At 65.9% G+C, this 20,626-nt stretch carries 18 protein-coding genes and 1 pseudogene; 4 read left to right on the forward strand and 15 right to left on the reverse strand.

Annotated elements, in window-relative coordinates; all coding sequences use genetic code 11:
• Position 1 precedes the first annotated feature (1 nt).
• From CSW62_RS22145 to CSW62_RS22175, 7 genes are all read right to left on the reverse strand, one after another.
• Complete coding sequence (locus CSW62_RS22145; RefSeq protein ID WP_099581612.1) at positions 2 to 1,036, reverse strand: chemotaxis response regulator protein-glutamate methylesterase; 1,035 nt, start codon at positions 1,034 to 1,036, stop codon at positions 2 to 4.
• Positions 1,036 to 1,914 (reverse strand): protein-glutamate O-methyltransferase CheR, encoded by an 879-nt coding sequence (locus CSW62_RS22150; protein ID WP_369827518.1) that lies wholly within the window; start codon positions 1,912 to 1,914, stop codon positions 1,036 to 1,038. Before CSW62_RS22150 ends, CSW62_RS22145 begins: the two co-directional genes overlap by 1 nt.
• Entirely contained in the window at positions 1,914 to 2,381 is a 468-nt protein-coding gene (locus tag CSW62_RS22155) for a chemotaxis protein CheW (protein WP_099581616.1), read from the reverse strand. The genes CSW62_RS22150 and CSW62_RS22155 overlap by 1 nt, the downstream gene beginning before the upstream one ends.
• Before the next feature lie 3 nt (positions 2,382 to 2,384).
• Positions 2,385 to 4,673: a chemotaxis protein CheA gene (locus tag CSW62_RS22160; RefSeq protein ID WP_099581618.1), complete on the reverse strand. Its 2,289-nt coding sequence runs from the start codon at positions 4,671 to 4,673 to the stop codon at positions 2,385 to 2,387.
• An 84-nt stretch (positions 4,674 to 4,757) separates the two neighbouring features.
• Positions 4,758 to 5,123, reverse strand: coding sequence for a response regulator (locus CSW62_RS22165; RefSeq protein WP_099581620.1), 366 nt, complete (start codon positions 5,121 to 5,123; stop codon positions 4,758 to 4,760).
• Complete coding sequence (locus CSW62_RS22170; protein WP_099581622.1) at positions 5,120 to 5,407, reverse strand: STAS domain-containing protein; 288 nt, start codon at positions 5,405 to 5,407, stop codon at positions 5,120 to 5,122. The genes CSW62_RS22165 and CSW62_RS22170 overlap by 4 nt, the downstream gene beginning before the upstream one ends.
• Positions 5,407 to 7,428, reverse strand: a complete 2,022-nt coding sequence (locus CSW62_RS22175) for a methyl-accepting chemotaxis protein (RefSeq protein ID WP_199170672.1) — start codon at positions 7,426 to 7,428, stop codon at positions 5,407 to 5,409. Before CSW62_RS22175 ends, CSW62_RS22170 begins: the two co-directional genes overlap by 1 nt.
• A 298-nt stretch (positions 7,429 to 7,726) precedes the next feature.
• Here CSW62_RS22175 and CSW62_RS22180 point away from each other — a divergent pair, with 298 nt between their 5' ends.
• The gene (locus CSW62_RS22180; protein ID WP_099444777.1) at positions 7,727 to 8,038 is read left to right on the forward strand and encodes a hypothetical protein; all 312 of its coding nucleotides are present in this window, start codon (positions 7,727 to 7,729) and stop codon (positions 8,036 to 8,038) included.
• A gap of 102 nt (positions 8,039 to 8,140) precedes the next feature.
• Here CSW62_RS22180 and CSW62_RS22185 read toward each other — a convergent pair whose 3' ends face one another.
• From CSW62_RS22185 to CSW62_RS26670, 5 genes and pseudogenes are all read right to left on the reverse strand, one after another.
• Positions 8,141 to 9,751: a globin-coupled sensor protein gene (locus CSW62_RS22185; protein WP_099581627.1), complete on the reverse strand. Its 1,611-nt coding sequence runs from the start codon at positions 9,749 to 9,751 to the stop codon at positions 8,141 to 8,143.
• A gap of 228 nt (positions 9,752 to 9,979) precedes the next feature.
• Positions 9,980 to 11,128: an acyl-CoA dehydrogenase family protein gene (locus CSW62_RS22190; protein WP_099581629.1), complete on the reverse strand. Its 1,149-nt coding sequence runs from the start codon at positions 11,126 to 11,128 to the stop codon at positions 9,980 to 9,982.
• A gap of 71 nt (positions 11,129 to 11,199) precedes the next feature.
• A pseudogene (locus CSW62_RS22195) lies at positions 11,200 to 12,656 on the reverse strand (amino acid permease).
• Positions 12,657 to 12,787: 131 nt separating this feature from the next.
• The gene (locus tag CSW62_RS22200; RefSeq protein ID WP_199170673.1) at positions 12,788 to 13,804 is read right to left on the reverse strand and encodes a putative sulfate exporter family transporter; all 1,017 of its coding nucleotides are present in this window, start codon (positions 13,802 to 13,804) and stop codon (positions 12,788 to 12,790) included.
• Complete coding sequence (locus CSW62_RS26670; RefSeq protein ID WP_199170674.1) at positions 13,801 to 14,061, reverse strand: DUF6356 family protein; 261 nt, start codon at positions 14,059 to 14,061, stop codon at positions 13,801 to 13,803. The genes CSW62_RS22200 and CSW62_RS26670 overlap by 4 nt, the downstream gene beginning before the upstream one ends.
• Before the next feature lie 121 nt (positions 14,062 to 14,182).
• Between CSW62_RS26670 and CSW62_RS22205 the strand changes: the two genes are divergently transcribed.
• Positions 14,183 to 14,650: an Lrp/AsnC family transcriptional regulator gene (locus CSW62_RS22205; protein ID WP_099581635.1), complete on the forward strand. Its 468-nt coding sequence runs from the start codon at positions 14,183 to 14,185 to the stop codon at positions 14,648 to 14,650.
• 1,067 nt (positions 14,651 to 15,717) lie between these two features.
• Here the strand turns inward: CSW62_RS22205 and CSW62_RS26255 are convergent.
• The 3 genes from CSW62_RS26255 to CSW62_RS22220 form a co-directional block, all read right to left on the reverse strand.
• Positions 15,718 to 16,221: a hypothetical protein gene (locus CSW62_RS26255; RefSeq protein ID WP_143324444.1), complete on the reverse strand. Its 504-nt coding sequence runs from the start codon at positions 16,219 to 16,221 to the stop codon at positions 15,718 to 15,720.
• Positions 16,218 to 17,576, reverse strand: a complete 1,359-nt coding sequence (locus CSW62_RS22215; protein WP_369827559.1) for an HD domain-containing protein — start codon at positions 17,574 to 17,576, stop codon at positions 16,218 to 16,220. The genes CSW62_RS26255 and CSW62_RS22215 overlap by 4 nt, the downstream gene beginning before the upstream one ends.
• A 141-nt stretch (positions 17,577 to 17,717) precedes the next feature.
• Positions 17,718 to 18,347 (reverse strand): TetR/AcrR family transcriptional regulator, encoded by a 630-nt coding sequence (locus tag CSW62_RS22220; protein ID WP_099581639.1) that lies wholly within the window; start codon positions 18,345 to 18,347, stop codon positions 17,718 to 17,720.
• Between the two features lie 294 nt (positions 18,348 to 18,641).
• Here CSW62_RS22220 and CSW62_RS22225 point away from each other — a divergent pair, with 294 nt between their 5' ends.
• Both CSW62_RS22225 and CSW62_RS22230 read left to right on the forward strand, forming a co-directional pair.
• Positions 18,642 to 19,487 carry a UDP-2,3-diacylglucosamine diphosphatase gene (locus CSW62_RS22225; protein ID WP_099581641.1) on the forward strand — a complete coding sequence of 282 codons (846 nt, stop codon included), beginning with the start codon at positions 18,642 to 18,644 and terminating at the stop codon, positions 19,485 to 19,487.
• A complete protein-coding gene (locus CSW62_RS22230; RefSeq protein WP_099581643.1) occupies positions 19,487 to 20,578 on the forward strand; it encodes a glycosyltransferase family 1 protein in 1,092 nt (363 codons plus the stop codon). Before CSW62_RS22225 ends, CSW62_RS22230 begins: the two co-directional genes overlap by 1 nt.
• Positions 20,579 to 20,626 lie beyond the last annotated feature (48 nt).

Raw genomic sequence — 20,626 nt, forward strand, 5'->3', positions numbered from 1 at the left:
TTCAGCGCCTCGCGGAGGCTAGATCGAGAATGGATTGGCCCATGTGGGACAGGGAAACCTGCTTCTCCACAGCGCCAATTTCGAAGGCGGAGCGCGGCATGCCGTAGACGACGCAAGAGGCTTCGTCCTGGCCCAACGTCTTGGCGCCGGCCTTGCGCATGGTCAGGAGGCCCTGGGCGCCGTCGCGGCCCATGCCGGTCAGGATGGCCCCGACAGCCTTGTCGCCGACCGCGGCCGCCACCGAGTTGAACAGCACGTCCACCGACGGGCGGTGGCCGCTGACCGGGTCGCCCTGGACCAGGCGGCAACGCAGGCCCGCCGAGCGAACGACCGTCAGGTGCGTGGCGCCGCCGGGGGCGACATAGACCTTGCCAGGCTCCAGCAGGGCGCCGTCGGTGGCTTCCTGCACCTTGGCCCCGCTGGCGCGGTCGAGGCGCGCGGCGAAGCTGGCGGTGAAGGTCGCCGGCATGTGCTGGGTGATGACCGTCGGCGGGCAGGTCTCAGGGAACAGGGTCAGGATCGACAGCAGGGCTTCCACCCCGCCGGTCGACGAGCCGATCGCCACGATGTCACCCGACGGCATGAAGTCCTTGCGGCGCACAGGCGCGGCGCTTGGCGCGGCGCCGGCGTTGGTCCGGACCGAGGCGCGAGCCGCGATCTTCACCTTGGCGACGATCTCGGCCAGGGCTTCCTGGGTGCCGGTGGCGTCGGCGGGCTTGCCCACGCAGTCCACCGCGCCCAGTTCCAGGGCCCGCAGAGTCATCTCCGCGCCCGCCTGGGTCAGGGTCGAGACCATGACCACCGGCATGGGCCGCAGGCGCATGATCTTCTCGAGGAACTCGATGCCGTTCATGTTCGGCATCTCGATGTCGAGCGTGACGACGTCGGGGTTCAAGGCCTTGATCATGCCGCGAGCCTCGAACGGGTCGCCGGCGCCGCCGACCACCTCGATCTCCGGGTCACGCGAGAGGGCCGCCGTGATCAGGCTCCGCATGGTGGCGGAGTCGTCGACGACGAGAACACGGATCTTAGGCATCAGCGACCCACCTTTCGATAGGCGGTCAAGCCGCAGCTTTCGAACGCGGTGATGTTGGCGCTCACGCGCTCGGAGTGGCCGACATACAGTCGGCCGCCTGGCGCGACGAGCGGCGCGAAGCGGCTCCAGACGCGTTCCTGAGTAGGTTCATCGAAATAGATCACGACATTCCGGCAGAAGATTGCGTCAAAAGGCCCCTTCATAGGCCACGACGGACCATTGAGATTTAGTTCCCGGAACGCGACCAGGCTGCGGGCCGCGTCGCAAACGCGCCAGGCGCGACGATCCGACGCATCACGCTCGAAAAACTGGCTGCGCGCCGAGGCCGGAATCCCTTCCAGCAGCGACTCGTCGTAGACGGCCTCGCGACCGGTGGCGAGCACGTTGGTGTCGATGTCCGTGCCCAGGATCCGGATGTCCAGATCAGCCGCGTTCGGCCATACCGACAGCACCGTGAAGGCCATCGAATAGGGCTCCTGGCCCGACGAGCTGGCGGCCGACCACAGGCGCAGGCGGCCCCCGGCGCGCACTCTGTCGACGACCGGCTCCAGCACATTGGCGCGCAGGTCGTCGAAGTGGTGCGGCTCGCGGAAGAAGCGCGTGACGTTCGTCGTCAGCGCCCGGAGCATCTCCTGGCTTTCGTCGTGGCCCTTGTCGCTGGCGACGAAGGCGCAGTAGTCGGTGAACGTCCGCAGACCCAGGGTCCGCAGGCGCTTGGCCAGGCGGGAATAAACCAGCGTCGCCTTGCTGTCGGGCAGGCTGATGCCGGCCAGGTCGTACAGCAGCGCGGCGATGCGCTTGAAATCCTGATTGGTGAACGCGAACTCGCCATCGACGATGGCTTCGCGGCGTTCTGAGGTGGTAGCGGAACTCGTCATCAGGCGGCCAAGGCCTCCCGTTCAGGCAGGATACGGTCCAAGGAAATCTCGCTGATCATGCGGCCCTCGATCGAGATGATGCCGCGGACGAAGTTGCGGACGGTGTCGCAGGCCATGTCGGGGGTCGGCTGGATCATGTCGTCATTGACCGACAGGATGTCCGAAACCGCGTCGACCAGCAGGCCGACAGTGCGGTCCCCCGCCTTGACCACGATGAAGACGCTGCGGACGGTCGGTTCGATCACCGGCATGCCCAGACGGCAGGCCAGGTCCATGATCGGCAACACCGCGCCGCGCAGATTGATGACACCGCGCATGAAACCGGGCGATTGCGGCAGCACCGTCGCCGGGCTCCAGCCGCGGATCTCGCGGACCGCCATGATGTCCACGCAGTACTCCTGGTCCCCCACGCGGAAGGAAATCAGTTCCCGGCGGTCGATCCCCGTGGCGGCGGCATGGTCAGTCATGACTTACTCCGCTGCGATGAGGGTGGGTTCTGTCGGGCGCGGCGCGCCGCCGTCCCGGCGACGCATGGCGATCGTGGCGTCCACGTCGAGGATCAGAGCGACGCGGCCGTCGCCCAGGATGGTCGCGGCGGCGACGCCCTCGACCTGCTGATAGTTCTGCTCCAGCGACTTGATGACGACCTGGCGCTGACCGTGGATGGCGTCGGCCACCAGGGCGGCGCGCGAGCCGTCCTCGCCCTCGACCAGCAGCACCACGCCGTCGGTCGGGTGCGGAGAATGGGTGCGGTAGCCCAGGGCCTGACCGACGTCGATCAGCGGCACGAAGCTGTCGCGGACGGCCAGCACCGAGCCGACCGGACCCAGCGGGCGAACTTCTTCCGGCTTCGGGCGCAGGCTCTCGACGATGGCGGCCAGCGGCACGACCAGGGTCTCGCCGGCGACGTCGACCACCATGCCGTCCAGGACGGCCAGGGTCAGCGGCAGGCTGAGCGTGAAGGTCGAGCCCAGACCCGGGCGCGAGGTGATCGAGATGCGACCGCCCAGGGCCTGGACCGAACGCTTGACCACGTCCATGCCGACGCCGCGACCCGACACGTCCGAGATCTTGTCGGCGGTCGAGAAGCCCGGAAGGAAGATCAGGTTGTCGATCTCTTCGTCGGTCAGGGTCAGGTCGGGCGCGATCAGGCCCTTCTTGACCGCGATCGAGAGGACCCGCTCGCGGTTGATGCCCTTGCCGTCGTCCGAGACCTCGATGACGATCCGGCCGCTGCGGTGCAGGGCGGCCAGGCGCACGACGCCTTCGGGATTCTTGCCGGCAGCCTTGCGCTCCTCGGGCGATTCCAGCCCGTGGTCGATGGCGTTGCGCAGCATGTGGGTGATCGGGTCGGACAGACGCTCGATGACCGTCTTGTCGACCTCGGTGTTCTCGCCGTCCATGACCAGGCGAGCCTGCTTGTGCGTCATGTTGGCGACTTCGCGGACCAGGCGCGGCATGCGCTGGAACACCGACTTCACCGGCTGGGCGCGGATGGCCATGACGCTGTCCTGGATCTCGCGGGTGAGCTGTTCCAGCTCATCCAGACCCATGGCCAGGTTGGAGGACGGTGCGATGCCGTATTCGCCGACGCGCTGCGCCAGCATGGCCTGATTGATCACCAGCTCGCCGACCAGGTCGATCAGACGGTCGATGCGCTCGGGATCGACGCGGATCACCGATTGGCCGGGACCCGGGACTTCGACCTGGGTGGCCTTGGGCGTGGCGGCGGCGGGCTTGGCGGCCTCGGCCGCCGGCGCGGGCGTCGGCGCGACGGCCGCGACCTCGGCGACGGGCGCTGCGACCGCTTCAGCGGCGGGAATTTCGATAACGGCCGGAGCGACGGGCTCGACGGCCATTTCAGATGCGGCGGCGGGCGCCTCGGCGACCGTCAGCAGCGAGGCCAGCGCATCCTCGACTGCGGCTTCGCCACGGGTGATTTCCAGGTCGCAGTCGCCGTCGACGAATTCGAAGACTTCGCGGATCGCGGCTTCGTCGTCCTCGGTCTCGAGGCGGACGCTCCAGGTCACGAAGGCCGCTTCCGGATCCAGGTCTTCCAGGGACGGCAGGGCGCGGTCGTCGAGGGTCGCCTTGATCGGACCCAGGCGGTTCAGCTCGCGCAGCAGCAGCGCCGTCTCGTTGGCCTTGCGATACAGGTCCGACTTCGGACGGATTGACACCGTCCAGACGTTCGAGGGGATCAGATCGGCGTCGGCGGCCTGCGCCTCGACCGAGATGGTCTGCGGCACGAAGGTGAAGCCGAGGTCGTCGTCATCCATCGCGTCTTCGGCGGCGACGTCAGAAACGCTGGCGGCGGCGGAAGCCGTCTCCTCGACCGCCACCGGAGCAGCGGCGGCCGGGGCCGGGGCGGCGTTCGGGTCGGTCCAGGTCTCGAGCTCGGCGGCCATGGCGGCCGAGGCGGCCATGTCGACGTCACCCAGGCCGCGCGCGGCGCTGACGTGGTCGGCCAGGATGTCGGAGGCGCGCAGCAGGACGGCGGCCAGTTCGACCGTGTTGGGCACAGAACCGGCCCGCACGGCGTCCAGCAGGGTCTCGAACACGTGGGCGAAGCGCACCAGCGGCTCGAGGCCGAAGGCGCCGGCGCCGCCCTTGATCGAGTGGACGGCGCGGAACACGGCGTTGACCGTCTCGCTGTCGCCGGCCCCTTCCTGCATGGCCAGGAGACCGCCCTCGAGGTCGGCGAGAAGCTCCTCGCATTCCTGGAAGAAGGTGACCTTGATGGCCTCTAGCTCGTCCATATCCCGTACGTCCTAATTCGCGTCTAGCAACGGGTAGTCAAAGTTCGGTACGCGGTACTGGCCGGGCTTAAGCGGCCCAAACCCTTAGGCGGCGACGCGACGGATCGCGTCGACCAGCTTTTCCGGGTTGAACGGCTTGACGATCCAGCCCGTCGCGCCGGCTTCGCGAGCCCGCTGCTTCTTGGCCGGGTCGCTTTCCGTGGTCAGGACCAGGATCGGGATGGCGCGATAGTCGTCGTCGACCCGCACCGCCTCGATGAAGCCGAAGCCGTCCAGCTTGGGCATGTTGATATCTGTGATGATGATGTCGGGGCGATGGGCGGAGAGAACCTCCAGACCATGCTCGCCGTCGACAGCCTCGACCACATTGAACCCGGCGCCGACCAGAGCCATGCGCAGCATGTCCCTCATGGTGCGGGAATCATCGACCGTGAGAACCGTACGCGTCACGATTCAGCTCCTTGGAATTCCGCCGAGAGGAGCGCCCCTTCGGCGCCGAAAAGACGGGTGGTTTCAACGAAGGCCTGGGAAGGCCCCTTGATGGAAAAGGCTTGGCCATCCCGGTCCCACGCCTTGCGGGCGGCCAGCAGCACCTGCAGGCACAGACCGCCGAGGCGACGGACCTGGTCGGCTTCCACGGTGATCGCCGCGCCGCGGCGTTCGAGGAAGGCAGCCTTGAGCGGGGCCGCGGCCTTCAGATCCAGGGTTTCAGGTAGCGCGATCGCGGCGGCCATCAGAATTCCTCCCAACCTTCGGTGGCGGGGGCCTGGGCCACGGCCGCCGAACCACTGCTCCGGCCCGGACGGGCGAAGGTGTTCAGGCGAGCCTGCTGCTCGGCCACCGGATTGCGCGCCGGAGCGTGCTGCGTCGCGTCGGCCATGGCCGGTCGGGCGTAGGTCGAAGACCCATTGCCCACCTGGAAGCGGGCCATCAGGCGGACCAGTTCGCCGGTCTCACCCTTCAGCGAGTGCGTCGCGGCGGTCGATTGCTCGACCATGGCGGCGTTCTGCTGCGTGACCTGATCCATCTGGTTCACGGCCGTGTTGACTTCGTTCAGACCCGTCGCCTGCTCCGCGGCCGAAGCCGCGATCTCGGTGACCAGGGCGTCGATCTCGCCGACCTTCGTCACGATCCGCTGCAGCGCCTCGCCCGTCTGGCCGACAAGGCTGACGCCCTGGCTGACCTGCTGGGTCGAGCTGGAGATCAGGGCCTTGATCTCCTTGGCCGCTTCAGCCGAGCGCTGGGCCAGGGCCCGGACTTCCTGGGCGACGACCGCGAAGCCGCGGCCGGCTTCGCCCGCCCGCGCGGCTTCGACGCCGGCGTTCAGGGCCAGGAGGTTGGTCTGGAAGGCGATTTCGTCGATGACGCCGATGATCTGACTGATCTGCTTCGACGAGTTTTCGATCTCGCCCATGGCGGACACTGCCTGATGCACGACCTGGCCGCTATGCGTCGCTTCGCCACGTGTCGTGGAGACGACATCCGAGGCCTGGCGAGCGCCGGAGGCCGTGCGGCGCACGGTGGCGGTCAGTTCGTCGAGGGCGGCGGCGGTCTGTTCCAGGCTGGCGGCCTGTTGCTCGGTGCGGCGCGACAGGTCGTCCGAGGCGTGGGCGATCTCGTCGGCGCCGGTGCGCAGGCCGTCGGTCGAGGCGGCGATGACCTTCATCGTCTCCTGCAGCGAACCCATGGCGCCGTTGAAGTCGTCCTTCAGCTTGCGGTACTCGCCGGGGAATTCGGCGGTGACGCGGAAGGTCAGGTCCCCCGAGGCCAGCTTCTCCAGGCCCTGGGCCAGGTTGCTGACGACGGTGGAGGCCTCCTGGGCGGCGGCGGCGGCGGCGGCTTCCTTGGCGCGACGCTCGTCGGCCGTAAGGGCGGCCGACTTCTCCTGCTCGGCGCGCAGCGTGTCGAGGTGCAGCTGGTTGTCGCGGAAGACCTTCAGCGCCGAGACAATGGCGCCCAGCTCGTCGCCGCGCGTCATCTTCTCGAGGTCGATGGTGTTGTCGCCCTTCGACAGCTTGTCAGTGGCGCCGGCGATGTCGTTGATCGACTTGCGGGTCGTCATGACCGTGAACCAGGCCAGGCCAGCAACGGCGGCCAGGGTGATCAGCGACATCACGATCGTGACGCTCATGGCGGCGGTGGCTTCAGCCTGGCGCTTGGCGCTCTCGGCCTCGACCCGCTGGTTGGCGGCGGTGACGACCTGGTCGAGCGTACCGGTCATCTTGGCGTATTGTTCTTCGAACGGCGCGATGAAGCCCACGGCCATGTTGAAGTCGACGCCGATCATCCCGCTGACCGTGTCGATGGCGCTGCGGCACTCGTCCAGCTGCTTGATCAGCTCGGCGATCTTCGGCTGTTCGGCGGCCGGAAGCTTGGCCTTCAGCGAGGCCAGTTCCTTCTTCACCGCGTCGGTCTCGGTCAGGATCGCCGCCATGCGGGCGTCGTTCTTGGCCAGATCGATGTTGCCGGCCTTGTGGGTCAGCACGGTGTAGAGTTCACCGTTGATGTTCGAGATGCGCTTGGAGATCTTCTGGATCGCCATGTTTTCGCGCATGTCGCTTTCAACGACCTGCTTCAAAGCGGCCGACTGGCTTTTCTGAACGACGATGGCGCCGCCGGCCATGAGAGCCAGCATCAGAAGCGCGAAAGCCGGCGCAAAGCCGATCTTGATGATCAACGGCAGATCGACAAGACGTATCCGTTTCATCGCGAGGTACCCTCCAACCAGCGCTCCGTGCCCCCGGATCGCCAACATTGAACCCGGATAATCCCGATAGATTCCTAACAACCTCTGACTTGGTTAAAGGGAATTCGACATAACCTGCTCTGATAGGGCCCAGATGGTCATTTGGCCGCAGGTGCACGGGCGCTGAATCTATAAAGCGGGCCTCGCATAACAAGAGTCCCCGAAAGGCGAAGCGATGGTTACCCGGAAGTAAACTACAATATTATTCGGCGACTCAGATTCTCTTAACTCGCTTCTGCGAGAAAGCTCCTGCGTCCGGATGGCGCGTCGTCCACAGGACGTGACACTTTTACTTGGGAGCAGCGGGATGAAATATCCGATCGCTATTGCCGCGGGAATCGCTGGCAGCTTTTTCGTCGCTCAGGCCGCTTCGGCCGCCGGCGGTTTTGAAGACCAAATGGGCCGTTGCCTGCAGCAGTTCGCGAACACCCGCGACGCCGCTCAGGTGATGCTGGAATGCACCGCCGACGCTGGCAAGCTGTCGGACTGCAAGGTCGTCGACAACAGCGCGGCCGGCAAGGGCTTCGACAAGGCCGCCATGTGCATCGCCGAGAAGCTCCCGATGGGCGCCAAGACCGGCACCGTGAAGGTCCCGTTCCGCTTCCCGGGCGGCGCGTAAGCGTCAATCCCTTCCGGGGAACACAAAACGCCCTCGCCGACACCGTCGGCGGGGGCGTTCTGCTGTCGGCAGGTCAAGATTCGTAGCCGACCGCCGCGTTACTCAGAATTCTTCCCACTCTTCTTTGAGCGCCACGGCCGTATTGCCGCGCGCCACCGGAACCTGGGCGCTCGGGTTGCCGCCCGGCCGGCTTGTCGGACGAGCGACAGGCGGCGCGCGGGTCGGCGCCACGGGTGCGACCGGCGCGGCGGCCTTCTGACGCGCCGAGATCGAGAACGCCGACACCTGTTTGACCAACTCCGCCGTCTGCCCCTTTAGGGAATGGGTCGCGGCGGTCGTCTGCTCCACCATCGCGGCGTTCTGCTGAGTGACCTGGTCCATCTGGTTGACGGCCGTGTTCACCTCGTTGAGCCCCTGAGCCTGCTCCTGGGCCGAGCAAGCGATCTCCACGATCAGGGCGTCGATTTCGGCCACCTTGCCGACGATGCCGCGCAGGGTCTCGCCGGTCTGGCCGACCAACCCGACACCGGCCTCGACCTGCTTGGTCGAAGCGCTGATCAGGGTCTTGATCTCCTTGGCCGCGTCCGCCGAGCGTTGGGCCAGCGCGCGGACTTCCTGGGCCACGACCGCGAAGCCGCGACCCGCCTCCCCGGCCCGCGCCGCCTCGACGCCTGCGTTGAGCGCCAGCAGGTTGGTCTGGAAGGCGATCTCGTCGATCACCCCGATGATGTTGCCGATCGAACGCGAGCTGGTCTCGATCTCGCCCATGGCCGCCACGGCCTGGTCGACGACGATCCCAGACTTCTCGGCCTCGGCCTTGGCGCCGGCCACGACGTCCTGGGCCTGCTTGGCGCCGGACGCCGAACGGCGGACGGTCGAGGTGATCTCGTCCAGGGCCGCGGCCGTCTCTTCGAGGCTGGCGGCCTGTTGCTCGGTGCGGCGCGACAGGTCGTCCGCCGCGGCGCCGATCTCGTCGGCGCCCGAGCGGATCCCGTCGGTGGCTTCGGCCACCCGGCTCATCGCCTGCTCCAGGATGCCGACGGCGTTGTTGAAGTCGTCCTTCAGCTTCTGGAACTCGGACTTCACGTCGGTGTCGAGCCGCCCCACCAGATCCCCGCGGGCCAGCCTATCCAGGGCCTCGCCGAGCGCGGCGACCATATGGGCCTGGCAGGCCTCATTCTCACGTCGTTCCGCTTCCAGTCGCTGACGTTCGAGCTCAATGGTCTCCAAGTAGATCGAGATGGCGAAGTCCATGTCCAGCATGACCGCCTTCATCAGCGCGCTGACCGCGTCGCCGGCCTTGCTCGGGTCGCCCTTGGCCATGAAGCCCTTGGGCCACTGGTCGTTGATCACCGCGCGGATCAGGTGCTCGCTGACCACCGCATAGCCGCCGATGTACCAGCGCGGCTCCAGGCCGATCCGGGCATGGGTCTGGCCGATGGTGCGCACGGCCTTGACGTAGGTCTCGTCAAAGTCGCCGTGCGAGATCACGTCCCAGTGGCTCTGCTGGCGGCTCGAGGCGGCCTGCATGTGCTTTTCGTCGCTGAAGAAATTGCGGGTCTCGGGCGTGGCCCGGACCTTGGCGTAGAACGCCTCGAGGGCAGGCCCGATGTTTTTTCGGATGACAGGCTGGAGCTCGCGCAGGGCGGCCCGCGCCTTGTCGTCCAAACCCATAAACGCCACGCGTTCGTTGATAGCGTGATCCTGGCTCATGGCCGCCCCCGTTCCAAATCAGGAACCAGCCTCGCCGCGCATACTTAATGCCGGCTTAAATATTCGCGGGGTGCGAGCGACAGGATGACGCACTCCCTTGAAGGTCGTGCACACGCCCTTGAGTAGCGGTGTCCTGGAAAATATTGGCGCGCACTGAATAGATCCGCCGCCCATGCGGCGTGACGCCACGGCTCTACGGAAAGACCGGGCGCGACATCCCGCCGCAGCCTAGCCGCCGCGCTTCAAGGTCTCGCGGGCGATGACCAACTGCTGGATCTGGCTGGTGCCCTCATAGATCCGGAAGATCCGCACGTCGCGATAGAGACGCTCGATCCCATAGTCGGCGACATAGCCCGCCCCGCCGAAGATCTGCACCGCCCGGTCGGCGACCCGCCCGACCATTTCCGAGGCGAACAGCTTGGACGCCGCCGCTTCCAGCACGATGCCGGCCCCGCCGTCGCGCTTGCGAGCGGTTTCTAGAACCAGCGCCCTGGCCGCCAGAGCCTCGGTCTTGCTGTCGGCGATCATGGCCTGGATCAGCTGGAAGCTGGCGATCGGCTGGCCAAACTGCTTGCGCTCGCTGGCATAGGCCACGCAGTCGGCGATCAGCCGCTCGGCCACGCCCACGCAGACGGCGGCGATGTGCAGGCGACCGCGGTCCAGCACCTGCATGGCGACCTTGAAACCCTCGCCTTCCTCGCCCAGCCGGTTCCAGGCCGGGACGCGGACATTGTCGAAGGTGACGTCGTGGATATGGGCGCCCTGCTGGCCCATCTTCTTCTCGGGCTTGCTCACCGAAAGACCTGGCAGGTCGCGCGGGACCAGGAAGGCCGACACGCCGCCCCCGCCCTTCACGTCGGGGTTGCTGCGGGCCATCACCGTGAACAGCGAGGCCTTGCCGGCATTGGTGATGTAGCGCTTGGCGCCGTTCAGGACGTAGTGATCGCCGTCCAGCGTGGCGCGGGTCTGCACCGCGGCGCTATCAGAGCCGGCTTCCGGCTCGGTCAGGGCGAACGAGGTGATGATCTCGCCGGACGCGATGCCCGGCAGCCACTTGGCCTTCTGCGCGTCGTTGCCGAACATCACCAGGCCCTGGCTGCCGATGCCGACATTGGTGCCGAACACCGAGCGGAAGGCTGGCGAGGCGCGGCCCAGCTCGATGGCCACCAGCGCCTCTTCCTCCATGTTGAGGCCGAGGCCGCCGAACTCCTCGGGGATCGACAGGCCGAACAGGCCCAGGCCCTTCATGTCCTCGATGACGTCGGCGGGCACCGCGTCGTCCTCGGCGACCTTGGCCTCGATCGGGCGCAGGCGCTCGGAGACGAAGCGGGCCACCGTCTCGATCAGCTGTTCACGGGTTTCCAGATCGAGGGCCATGCGCTTCTTCTCCCGACATCAAACGCTTGTTTTGACGCCGACTGTAGCGATGGCTCTCGGGAATGGAAGCCTTACCCTGCGGCCCTCTCTGCCTGGGCCAGCACGCTCTTGCGGATGCCGTAGGCGAAATAGACGACCGCCCCGATGATGTGGGCGAACAGGAAGTAGAGCTGGGTCTTGGCCGGCAGGCTGTAGAACAGATAGAGGCACCCCAGGATGCCGGCCGGGGCCACGATCTGCCAGAGCGGGGTCGAGAAGACGCGCGGGCGGTTGGGCTCGCGGCGGCGCAGCACGATCACCGACAGGCCCACGGCGATGAAGGCCGCCAGGGTGCCGGCATTGGCCAGCTCGGCGATGTCCTTCAGCGACAGGAAGCCCGACAGCACCGCCGACAGGGCGCCGGTCAGCAGGGTCATGACCACCGGCGTGCCGGTCTTGGCGTTGACCTTCGACAGGGCGCGCGGCAGCAGGCCGTCGCGGGCCATGACGAAGAAGATCCGGCTCTGGCCGTACATGAACGCCAGGATCACGGTCGGCAGGGCGACGACGGCGGCCAGGGCCACCAGCTGGGCCATCTTGCCGTGTTGCAGGCTCTCCAGGATGAAGACCAGCGGGGCCTCGCTCTTGGAGAAGATCTCGGTGCGCGAGGCGCCGATAGAGGCGGCGGCGACGATCATGTAGATGGCCGTGCAGGCGGCCATCGAGCCGACGATGCCGATGGTCAGGTCGCGCTTGGGGTTTTTGGTCTCCTCGGCGGCGGTCGAGACCGCGTCGAAGCCGTAGAAGGCGAAGAAGATCAAGCTGGCGGCGGCCATGACGCCAATCTTGGCGCCATCCGGACCGGCGCCGGCGGGCACATGGGCCGAGAAGCCGTTGGGCATGAACGGGGTGAAGTGGCTGGCGTCGAAGGCCGGCAGGCACAGCACCACGAAGACGATCAGGGCGATGATCTTCACGAAAACGAGGACCATGTTGACGGTGGCGCTCTCGCGGGTGCCGAGGGCCAGCAGGCCGGCCACCGCCATCGAGATGATCACGGCCGGCAGGTTGACCACGCCGCCGGCGTGCGGTCCGGCCAGCAGGTAGTCGGGGAAGCCCGCCATCTTGAACAGGCCGTGGGCGTGGGCCGACCAGCCGACGGCGACCGCCGCGCAGACCAGGGTGTATTCGAGGATCAGGCTCCAGCCGACGAACCAGGCGACCGGCTCGCCCATCGCCGCGTAGCTGTAGGTGTAGGCGCTGCCCGCTGCCGGCATCAGGGTCGACAGCTCGGCGTAGCACAGGGCGGCGCAGGCGCAGACCGCCCCGGCGATCAGGAACGACAGGATCACGCCCGGCCCGGCCAGGCCCGCGCCGACGCCGGTCAGGGTGTAGATCCCCGTGCCGACGATGGCCCCGACGCCCAGGGCGACCAGGTGATACCAGCTGAGGGTCTTCTTCAGCTGATGGCTGTCCGCGTGGCCCGCGGTGATGGTGTCGATCGACTTGCGTCGCGTCCAGAAGCTCAAAACCACGTCCCTCCGACCAGAGCATGGCTCGCGCCATGCTCTGCACTTTCTTGGCGAGCTTGTTTATCCGTCTCGACTGATTCCAGTCGAGACGGACAAGCTCTTGAACGGGACCATGAAGCGGGTTTCGTTCCCCGCCAAGAGCTTCTGGTTAGAAGAATATTCTCGTCAGGGCGTAGGCCAGGACCGCGACGGCCAGTGTGACCGTTCCCAGCATGATGGCCAGCTTCGGCTTGACCTCGAGCAGGGCCTTGGGACCCAGCTTGGCCGAAATGGCCCCAACGCCGGCCAGCAGCAGGAAGCTGGAGCAGGTCGCCATGGTTGCGACCAGGGCCGGCGGGATCAGGCCCAAGCCCCGGCAGGCGGCGAGCGCCGCGAAGCCTAGAACAAAGAGCGGCGGGGCCTTGAGCCCGCCGACCACGCCGCCCTCCTTGGAGCGGCTCAGCATCAGGCCGATCAGGATGACCGCCGGGCCCAGCCAGACGATGCGGGCCAGCTTGGCCAGGGCCGCCGTGCTGGCCGTCTCGGGCGAGACCGAGGCCCCGGCCCCGGCGACCTGGGCAACGTCGTGGATCGAGAGGCCGAAAAACACGCCGGCCTGGTGAGCGGTCAGGCCCAGGGCGTGGGCGATCGGCGGATAGGCCAGCATGGCCACGGTCGACAGCAGGTTGACCCCGACGATGACCAGCGCCGTCGTGCGCTGGTTGGCCGGGCTGGCCGGCGCGGCCTGTGACGCCGCGAGCGCGGCCGACGCCCCGCAGATCGAGCAGGCGGCGGCGGCGATCAGGGACTCGGCGAACGGCAGGCCCAGCGCGGTCCCGGCCAGCGCCCCGATCCCTAAGCCGCCCAGCACCACGGCGCCGCTGGCGACGATGGCCGGACCGCCCAGGGCGGCGAACTCGCTCCAGCTGATCTGGGCGCCCATCATGGCCACGCCCAGCCGCAGGCCGGGCTTGGCGAAGACGTCCAGACCCGCGCCCAGCTGGGCCTGCAGGCCCAGCGCCCCGAGCATCATGCCCAGGATCACCGCGACCAGCGGGGCCGGGGCGTGCAGGGTCGAGGCCAGCAGCTTGGCCAGGATGGCCAGCAGCAGGCCAGCGACCAGGCCCGGCGCCAGCTTGCCGGCCCCGTTGCGCAGCGCGTCCAGCCGGATCGCGGCGGTCGTCATCCGCGAACGGTCTCGCCCGAGATCTGCGTGGAACCGGCGAAATGCGCGTCGGCCTTGGCGCAGCGGTTCGACAGCCGCTCGTTCAGGCGGCGCACCGTCTGGCTGCCGGTGCGCTCGAAGGCGAACGGCAGGATGCCGTGGACGATGCAGGCCAGGCCCGCGCCCAGCAGGGTGAAGCCGAAGCTCCAGGCCACGCCCATGTGCTGACCATAGCTCTCGCCGACCGACTTGGGATGACGCGTGAAGGACAGGTCCATCGGAGCCTCGCTGAATTTCCGAGCTTCCTAGGATGACGCGGATTCGAAGAAAGACATGGTTTGAAAGGTTACCATTCGCGGGATAAGGAGAATTCCATTCTCCAAACGACGGGGTAGCGAGATGATTGATCTCGATCAAATCGACCGCCGCCTGCTGGCCATCCTGCAGGAGGACGCCACCGTCGCCATCGCCGAGCTGGCCGAGCGGGTCGGCCTCAGCCAGACCCCGTGCTGGAAGCGGGTCAAGCGCCTGCAGGACGCCGGCGTCATCACCGCCCGCGTCGCCCTGCTGGACCGCGCGGCCCTGGACCTGAACCTGACCGTCTTCGTGGCCGTGAAGACCGGCCGCCACGACGAGGACTGGCTGACCCAGTTCGCGGCCGGGGCCAGTTCCCTGCCCGAGGTCGTCGAGTTCTACCGGATGAGCGGCGACGTCGACTATCTGCTCAAGGTCGTGGTCAAGGACATCGCCGCCTATGACCGCTTCTACAAGCGCCTGATCGCCACCGCCCCGCTGACCGACGTCTCGTCCAGCTTCGCCATGGAGCAGATCAAGTTCACGACCGCCCTGCCGATCTGCCCGAGCTGATCTCCCTTCCCCCTCGATGGGGAGGAACGTGTTTCATCGACCTCGCGCCGAGCGGCTGCGAGTGGGTATGGGGAGGCGACGGAGCGGCCGGGCGAACCCGGGGACCGTAATGGTTTGTGTGTGTTTCGGCTCGCTGACCGCTCCGCCAGGCTGTTCTTGCCCGTGAGGATGGGGGGCGTGAGCGTATTTCAGCTCGGGACCCCATTTGCCCCCGGACGGGCGCGGACCAAGTCGATCGGCTACATCCGTCTCGACCCCGACGATCCACGATAGGCGGCTTGTACGATCACCGCCCTGTCGCTCCGCTGATGGCTTGGCCCCGGACGGCTCCGTCACCCGCGTGCGCTCCTAAAGAGTAAGCGACGTGGCGCGATGGCTCCGCCAGGAACCGCCAGCGGCCCCGCTCAACCTACCCCCGCCGCCGTCTTGGGCCGGATCCAAACGCCCTCCCCCGCGACGGGGACAGCTCTGAGTATGCGGCGGTGTTGAACGCCGATGATCCAGGGGCGCGAAAAAGTGGGAAGGGATTGATTTCGTGAGGTTCGGCGCCGCGAGCGCCGGGGATAGAGGCCGCCCAATCCTCGCGAGGGCGCCTTTTGAAACCCTCTCTCTTTGAGAGAGGGAGGGGCCCACGCCTGCGGCGTGGGAGGGTGAGAGGTTACACCCTCTCCGGACAAGGCGCCGACGAAACGCGCGGCGGAACGGTCCAGGCTTCCCCGGCCAACAGTGAAACCTCTCACCCTCCCACCGCTACGCGGCGGGCCCCGCCCTCTCTCAAAGAGAGAGGGTTTCCGGTGCGCGCCCCCTTCCCGTCCAAGCCGCCCTTCCGCCCCGGAAGAGCGCCCCCCTTACCTCTCACGGCGAGACGATCGCAGGGCTGTCCAGGTCACTCAGGGACCGCCCTCCGGGCGGCCGCACGCGGCGGCGAAGCCGTCCTTGACTGACCTGGACAGCCCTGCACGCTGCAGCCTCCAAGAGATCTAAGGCGGGCTCCCGACGCGGGTATAATTCCGGGCACCGCGACGCGATGGCCAGCGCGAGCTAGACCTAGCGCTGCAACTACAAAGTCAAAGGGCCGGAAGGGGAACCGGCGTACCAATTTCCCGAAGTCTATCCCAGAGGGCTTTGGCAAGATCCATACGCTCAGGCGTCGCTTTTTGCGGCTTCCGTCTCGCGGTCTCTCCCCACCAATCTTGGACACCCGAAACTTTTAGGAATGCAGCGGTAGCGGCAAGCTCTAAGGTCACAGAATCGCTGGAGCAAGCTACGGCAACAATCTCTCGGGACTTTTCATCCACGTCGCCATTGTAAGATGTGGTGAAAACCGAGAATGTACCGCCCCATTGAGCGACACTTTCAGTCTCCGCAATAAGATCGTCAAGAATGGCGTCTTTAGTCGCAGTCGCGACTTCCTCGCTGTAAGGACCATAGTAATGGTAAGTATAGGAGAAATCGGGGCTCAAACCAGCGATCTTCAGAATATATGCCGTTTTTTGAAGACGGGTTTTCCCAACCAAGCGCCCACCGGCTGCAGCGATAACGTTTCTGACAGCAGTTTCATGTTCGGTCATTTGCGTGCCTCGGTTATCAGGTCTTGCACTAGAGCTCTGGCCACATCGTCGTCTTGGCTGACGTAAAGCCGGTACCCGTGAAAGGGCTGAAGCGCTTGGACAACGTCGGACACATCCGCCAGGTCCATCGGGAGATCGTTTTCCAGAATGTGGATTCGTTCCATCCCGCCCTTTGTCGTTTCGTAGCCTCGTCGTTTGTACGGATTGCGCTCGAACTTATCGATCAGGATTCGGTGAACCAAAGATTGATCTGATGCGACCTTCTCTTGCCAAAGCCGCTTGAACTTGAGGACTCGTTGATCGATCTCGCGCCCCGCGTTCAAACGTCCATCACCCAGACCTCTGCGAACGTCGATTGCCTTACACAATGTGCGTGTGCGGAGCCTTTGCGCTGATTCGGCGATAATCGGATCGGAAGACTGCGCCAACAGCGCCAACGCCCCCCACACGACCGAGTCATCTAAATCGGCATAGTTAACAAGCGTCTTTCTATCTCGGAGATAGCGGACGAGCGGATGTGCGGCAGAAAGACCTGTCTGGTCGACCCCGCCTTCTTCAATCCGAGACTTCAGGGCGCGCATTAATGAGGAGAATACTTTCTCGGCCCCTCGGGTGGTTTTGTGAAGATAGACTGCAGGATAGAGATGGAAAAGCGAGAGCACGTAACTTTCTCCCGCCCATAGCGCTTTCGGACCGAGAACAAAAGTCGATATTTCCGCGAACTTCTGATCGTCCGAACCGATCTCGATATTACGAACCTCAAGATTTCTGATCAACCAAGTGAAATCTATACCACCAAGCTGGGTGCCACTCATCATCCGGTCCCGACGCATGTAGTCAAGACGGTCAGCGTCGAACTGACTAGACACTACAGAAGAATAGATATCTGGTGACGATTCACTCGTGAAGATCGAAGCGACCTCTTCTCCGAAGCCGGCCCGATAACTATTGAGCCTGTCGTAGATCGCAGTTTCGCGAATGAACCGCAGCGTCCATTCTTCGTGCCGACCAACCTCACCGAGAGCATCTTCGAACGCGTGACTGAACGGTCCATGCCCTAGGTCATGTATCAGAGCCGCAGCGATGGCGACGTCCGCACGGTCTCGATTGAAGTCATTACCAAGCTTCTCTTCCAAGACTCTGCATAAGAGCCTCGCCGTGTGGAAAACTCCAACGCTGTGAGCGAACCGGGAGTGTGTTGCACCGGGAAATACGAAATCTGAGAAGCCTAACTGTCGGATGCGTCGTAATCTTTGGAACTCGGGGCTCTCCAGCAGGCTCCAGATCATCCGTTCAAAATGCGTATCCGCGAACTCAATGAGGTCGTGGACCGGGTCTCTCAAGCGTTGAAACATTTCGATCCGATTCGCGCGTAGCGGGTACGTCACGGTAATCAATCTTTCTAGTGACAGTAACAAAAATGCGCGAAACAGATCCCGAGATATCTGTTCTCTTTTTGTTCTATTTCGAAATTCCCATGAGGGCAAGCCCCCCCCCTACTCCGGCCACAAATCCTGCACATCGCCCTTCCTATTCAGCATGTGCGTGGCCCGCTTGATCAGCATCAGCAGGCGCTCTTTCCGGCCGTCCTTGTCGTAGGTCAGGGTCGTGCGCGCCAGGCCCTCCAGCATGAACCTCGCCAAGTCGCGGCTGGCCTGGAACCTCGGACCCGCCCCGGCGTGGAGGATCTTCAGGAAGTGGTCGCCGGCCTGGGCGCGGTCGAACTCGGCCTGGGCCGGGGCCAGCAGGGCGTGGATGGCCGGGTCGGTGCGGCCGGCGTCCTCGAGCTCGCCAAAGGCCTGGAACGGCACGCTGTGCAGCAGGTCCCAGTAGCTGTCGATCGCGTGCTCGGTGACGTCGGCGCCGGCGGGCAGGTTCTCGGCGGCGGCGCGGAACAGGGTCGAGCGCTCGGCCTGGATGTGGGCCACGGCGGCCTCGACCAGGGCCTCGCGGGTGGGGAAGTGATAGAGCATCGCCCCGCGCGTCAGGCCGGCGGCGTCGGCGATCACCGGGTTGGTGGCGGCGTGGTAGCCGATCTCGGCGATCAGGCGCATGGCCTGGTCCAGAATCCGCGCGCGGGTCTTCTGGGATTTCGGCGTGTCCTTGGCGAGGCGGGCGGCGTCCATGCCGGTGATCTAATGGCCGCGATGCTGCACCGCAACAGGCTTGCCGCGCTTGAGCAACCCCAAGCGCCAAAAGGGATTGCTTAACGGTCCAGAATTTTGACGATGACGTCGAAACTGCGCGTTTCGCGGGCAGACGACGGACGGTCGCCGGCGCGCCGCGCCTTAACGACCGGTAAATTCGCCGCGGCCCCATTTCATCAAAGCGACATGCAATCAGCTTAATCGCCTGCCGTTGGCCGCCATCTTCCGATCCGGGGACGGAATGATCTGGCGGCGCCACAACGGGGGTTCGACATGAGCGCCGACGTCGCCGTTCGCCACTACCGCTCCATCTTCATCAGCGACCTGCATCTGGGCACGCGCGGGTGCCAGGCCGAGCTGCTGCTGGACTTCATCCGCCATGTCGAGTGCGACAAGCTCTATCTGGTCGGCGACATCATCGACGGCTGGAAGCTGCGCAGCGGCTGGTACTGGCCCCAGGCCCACAACGACGTGGTCCAGAAGATCCTGCGCATGGCGCGCAAGGGCACCGAGGTGATCTACGTCCCCGGCAATCACGACGACCGGATCCGCGACTTCTGCGGCGTCCACTTCGGCGGGGTGATCGTGGCGCGCGACGTGATCCACGAGGCGGCCGACGGCAAGCGCTACTTGGTTGTCCACGGCGACGAGTTCGACGGCGTCGTCCAGCACGCCAAGTGGCTCGCCTTCCTCGGGGATTGGTCCTATAGAACCATCCTCATGCTGAACACTCTGGTGAATCGCCTTCGGCGCCGCCTAGGGTTCGGTTACTGGAGTCTCTCGGCCTATCTGAAGGTCAAGGTGAAGAACGCGTTGCAGTTCATCGAGAACTTCGAGGCCGCCGTGGCCGATGAAGCGCGACGTCGGGGGGTGGACGGCGTGATCTGTGGTCACATCCACAAGGCCGAGATGCGCGACATCGACGGCATCCGCTACATCAACGACGGCGACTGGGTCGAAAGCTGCACGGCCCTGGCCGAGCACGCGGACGGCCATCTCGAGATCCTGGAATGGGCCAAGCTGCGCTCGTGGTCGGTGATCGACCGCGCCCGGTCCGTCGTTCCGTCCCAAGCCGCTGAAGCCGCCGACGAGCCGTTGCCGGAGCCTGCCGCCGCCTGATGCGAATTCTGCTAGCGACCGATGCCTGGGAACCTCAAGTCAACGGGGTGGTCCGCACCCTGAGCCGGGTGACCGAAGAACTGCGTCTGATGGGCCACGAGGTCGACGTCGTCAGCCCCGAGCAGTTCCCGACCTTCCCGCTGCCGACCTACCCGGAGATCAAGCTGGCGATCGGCGCCTATGAGCCGGTGCAGGAGCGCTTCAAGCAGTTCGAGCCCGAGGCGATCCACATCGCCACCGAGGGGCCGATCGGCCTGGCCGCGCGCCGCATCTGCCTGGAGTGGAAGCTGCCGTTCACGACCAGCTACCACACCAAGTTCCCGGAATATGTCTCGGCCCGCCTGCCGCTGCCGCTGGCGGCCGGCTACACCTACATGCGCTGGTTCCACAAGCCGTCGGGCCGCCTGATGGTGGCCACGCCGACCATGCGCGACGAACTGGCCAAGCACGGCTTCCGCAACCTGTCGCCCTGGTCGCGGGGGGTGGACACCGACATCTTCAAGCCGCGCGTGGAGGGCGATCCCGACCCGTTCGAGGGCCTGCCGCGCCCGATCTTCCTCAATGTCGGCCGCGTCGCCGTCGAGAAGAACATCGAGGCCTTCGCCAGCCTCGACCTGCCGGGCACCAAGGTCGTCATCGGCGACGGCCCCCAGCGCGAGGAGCTGGCCGAGAAATATCCCGAGGTGAAGTTCCTGGGCGCCAAGTTCGGCGACGAGCTGGCCCGCTACTTCGGCGGGGCGGACGTGTTCTGCTTCCCGTCCCTGACCGACACCTTCGGCCTGGTGATCCTGGAGGCCATGGCCGCCGGCGTGCCGGTGGCGGCGTTCTCGGCCCCGGGTCCGGTGGACATCATCCCCGGCTCCGACGCCGGCGTCCTGGCCCCCGGCCAGACGGACGGCCTCAAGGAAGCGTGCCTCGCCTGCCTGGACCTGGACCGCGCGGCGGTCCGCAAGTTCGCCGAGAAGTTCTCGTGGCGCGCCTGCGCCGAGGAGTTCTTCCGCAACCTGCAGCCCTATCCGGAACCGGAAAAGACCCGCTTCTGGCGGCGCCTGCGACGGCTGGCGCGGCTGCGGAAGAAGACGGCGGCTTAACAGCTTCCGGTGCTGGCATCGCTGCGGGCGTGGCTAGGAGCGACGTGG

The organism is Caulobacter sp. FWC2, assembly GCF_002742625.1.
Taxonomy (GTDB): Bacteria; Pseudomonadota; Alphaproteobacteria; order Caulobacterales; family Caulobacteraceae; genus Caulobacter.

Coding starts and splice junctions, on each gene's coding strand:
- CSW62_RS22155 (WP_099581616.1), bottom strand. CDS start 2,381: ATGACTGACCATGCCGCCGCCACGGGGATCGACCGCCGGGAACTGATT.
- CSW62_RS22220 (WP_099581639.1), bottom strand. CDS start 18,347: ATGGACGCCGCCCGCCTCGCCAAGGACACGCCGAAATCCCAGAAGACC.
- CSW62_RS22170 (WP_099581622.1), bottom strand. CDS start 5,407: ATGGCCGCCGCGATCGCGCTACCTGAAACCCTGGATCTGAAGGCCGCG.
- CSW62_RS22200 (WP_199170673.1), bottom strand. CDS start 13,804: ATGACGACCGCCGCGATCCGGCTGGACGCGCTGCGCAACGGGGCCGGC.
- CSW62_RS22185 (WP_099581627.1), bottom strand. CDS start 9,751: ATGAGCCAGGATCACGCTATCAACGAACGCGTGGCGTTTATGGGTTTG.
- CSW62_RS22175 (WP_199170672.1), bottom strand. CDS start 7,428: ATGTTGGCGATCCGGGGGCACGGAGCGCTGGTTGGAGGGTACCTCGCG.
- CSW62_RS22160 (WP_099581618.1), bottom strand. CDS start 4,673: ATGGACGAGCTAGAGGCCATCAAGGTCACCTTCTTCCAGGAATGCGAG.
- CSW62_RS22180 (WP_099444777.1), top strand. CDS start 7,727: ATGAAATATCCGATCGCTATTGCCGCGGGAATCGCTGGCAGCTTTTTC.
- CSW62_RS22150 (WP_369827518.1), bottom strand. CDS start 1,914: ATGACGAGTTCCGCTACCACCTCAGAACGCCGCGAAGCCATCGTCGAT.
- CSW62_RS22190 (WP_099581629.1), bottom strand. CDS start 11,128: ATGGCCCTCGATCTGGAAACCCGTGAACAGCTGATCGAGACGGTGGCC.
- CSW62_RS26670 (WP_199170674.1), bottom strand. CDS start 14,061: ATGGACCTGTCCTTCACGCGTCATCCCAAGTCGGTCGGCGAGAGCTAT.
- CSW62_RS22225 (WP_099581641.1), top strand. CDS start 18,642: ATGAGCGCCGACGTCGCCGTTCGCCACTACCGCTCCATCTTCATCAGC.
- CSW62_RS22215 (WP_369827559.1), bottom strand. CDS start 17,576: ATGTTTCAACGCTTGAGAGACCCGGTCCACGACCTCATTGAGTTCGCG.
- CSW62_RS26255 (WP_143324444.1), bottom strand. CDS start 16,221: ATGACCGAACATGAAACTGCTGTCAGAAACGTTATCGCTGCAGCCGGT.
- CSW62_RS22205 (WP_099581635.1), top strand. CDS start 14,183: ATGATTGATCTCGATCAAATCGACCGCCGCCTGCTGGCCATCCTGCAG.
- CSW62_RS22230 (WP_099581643.1), top strand. CDS start 19,487: ATGCGAATTCTGCTAGCGACCGATGCCTGGGAACCTCAAGTCAACGGG.
- CSW62_RS22145 (WP_099581612.1), bottom strand. CDS start 1,036: ATGCCTAAGATCCGTGTTCTCGTCGTCGACGACTCCGCCACCATGCGG.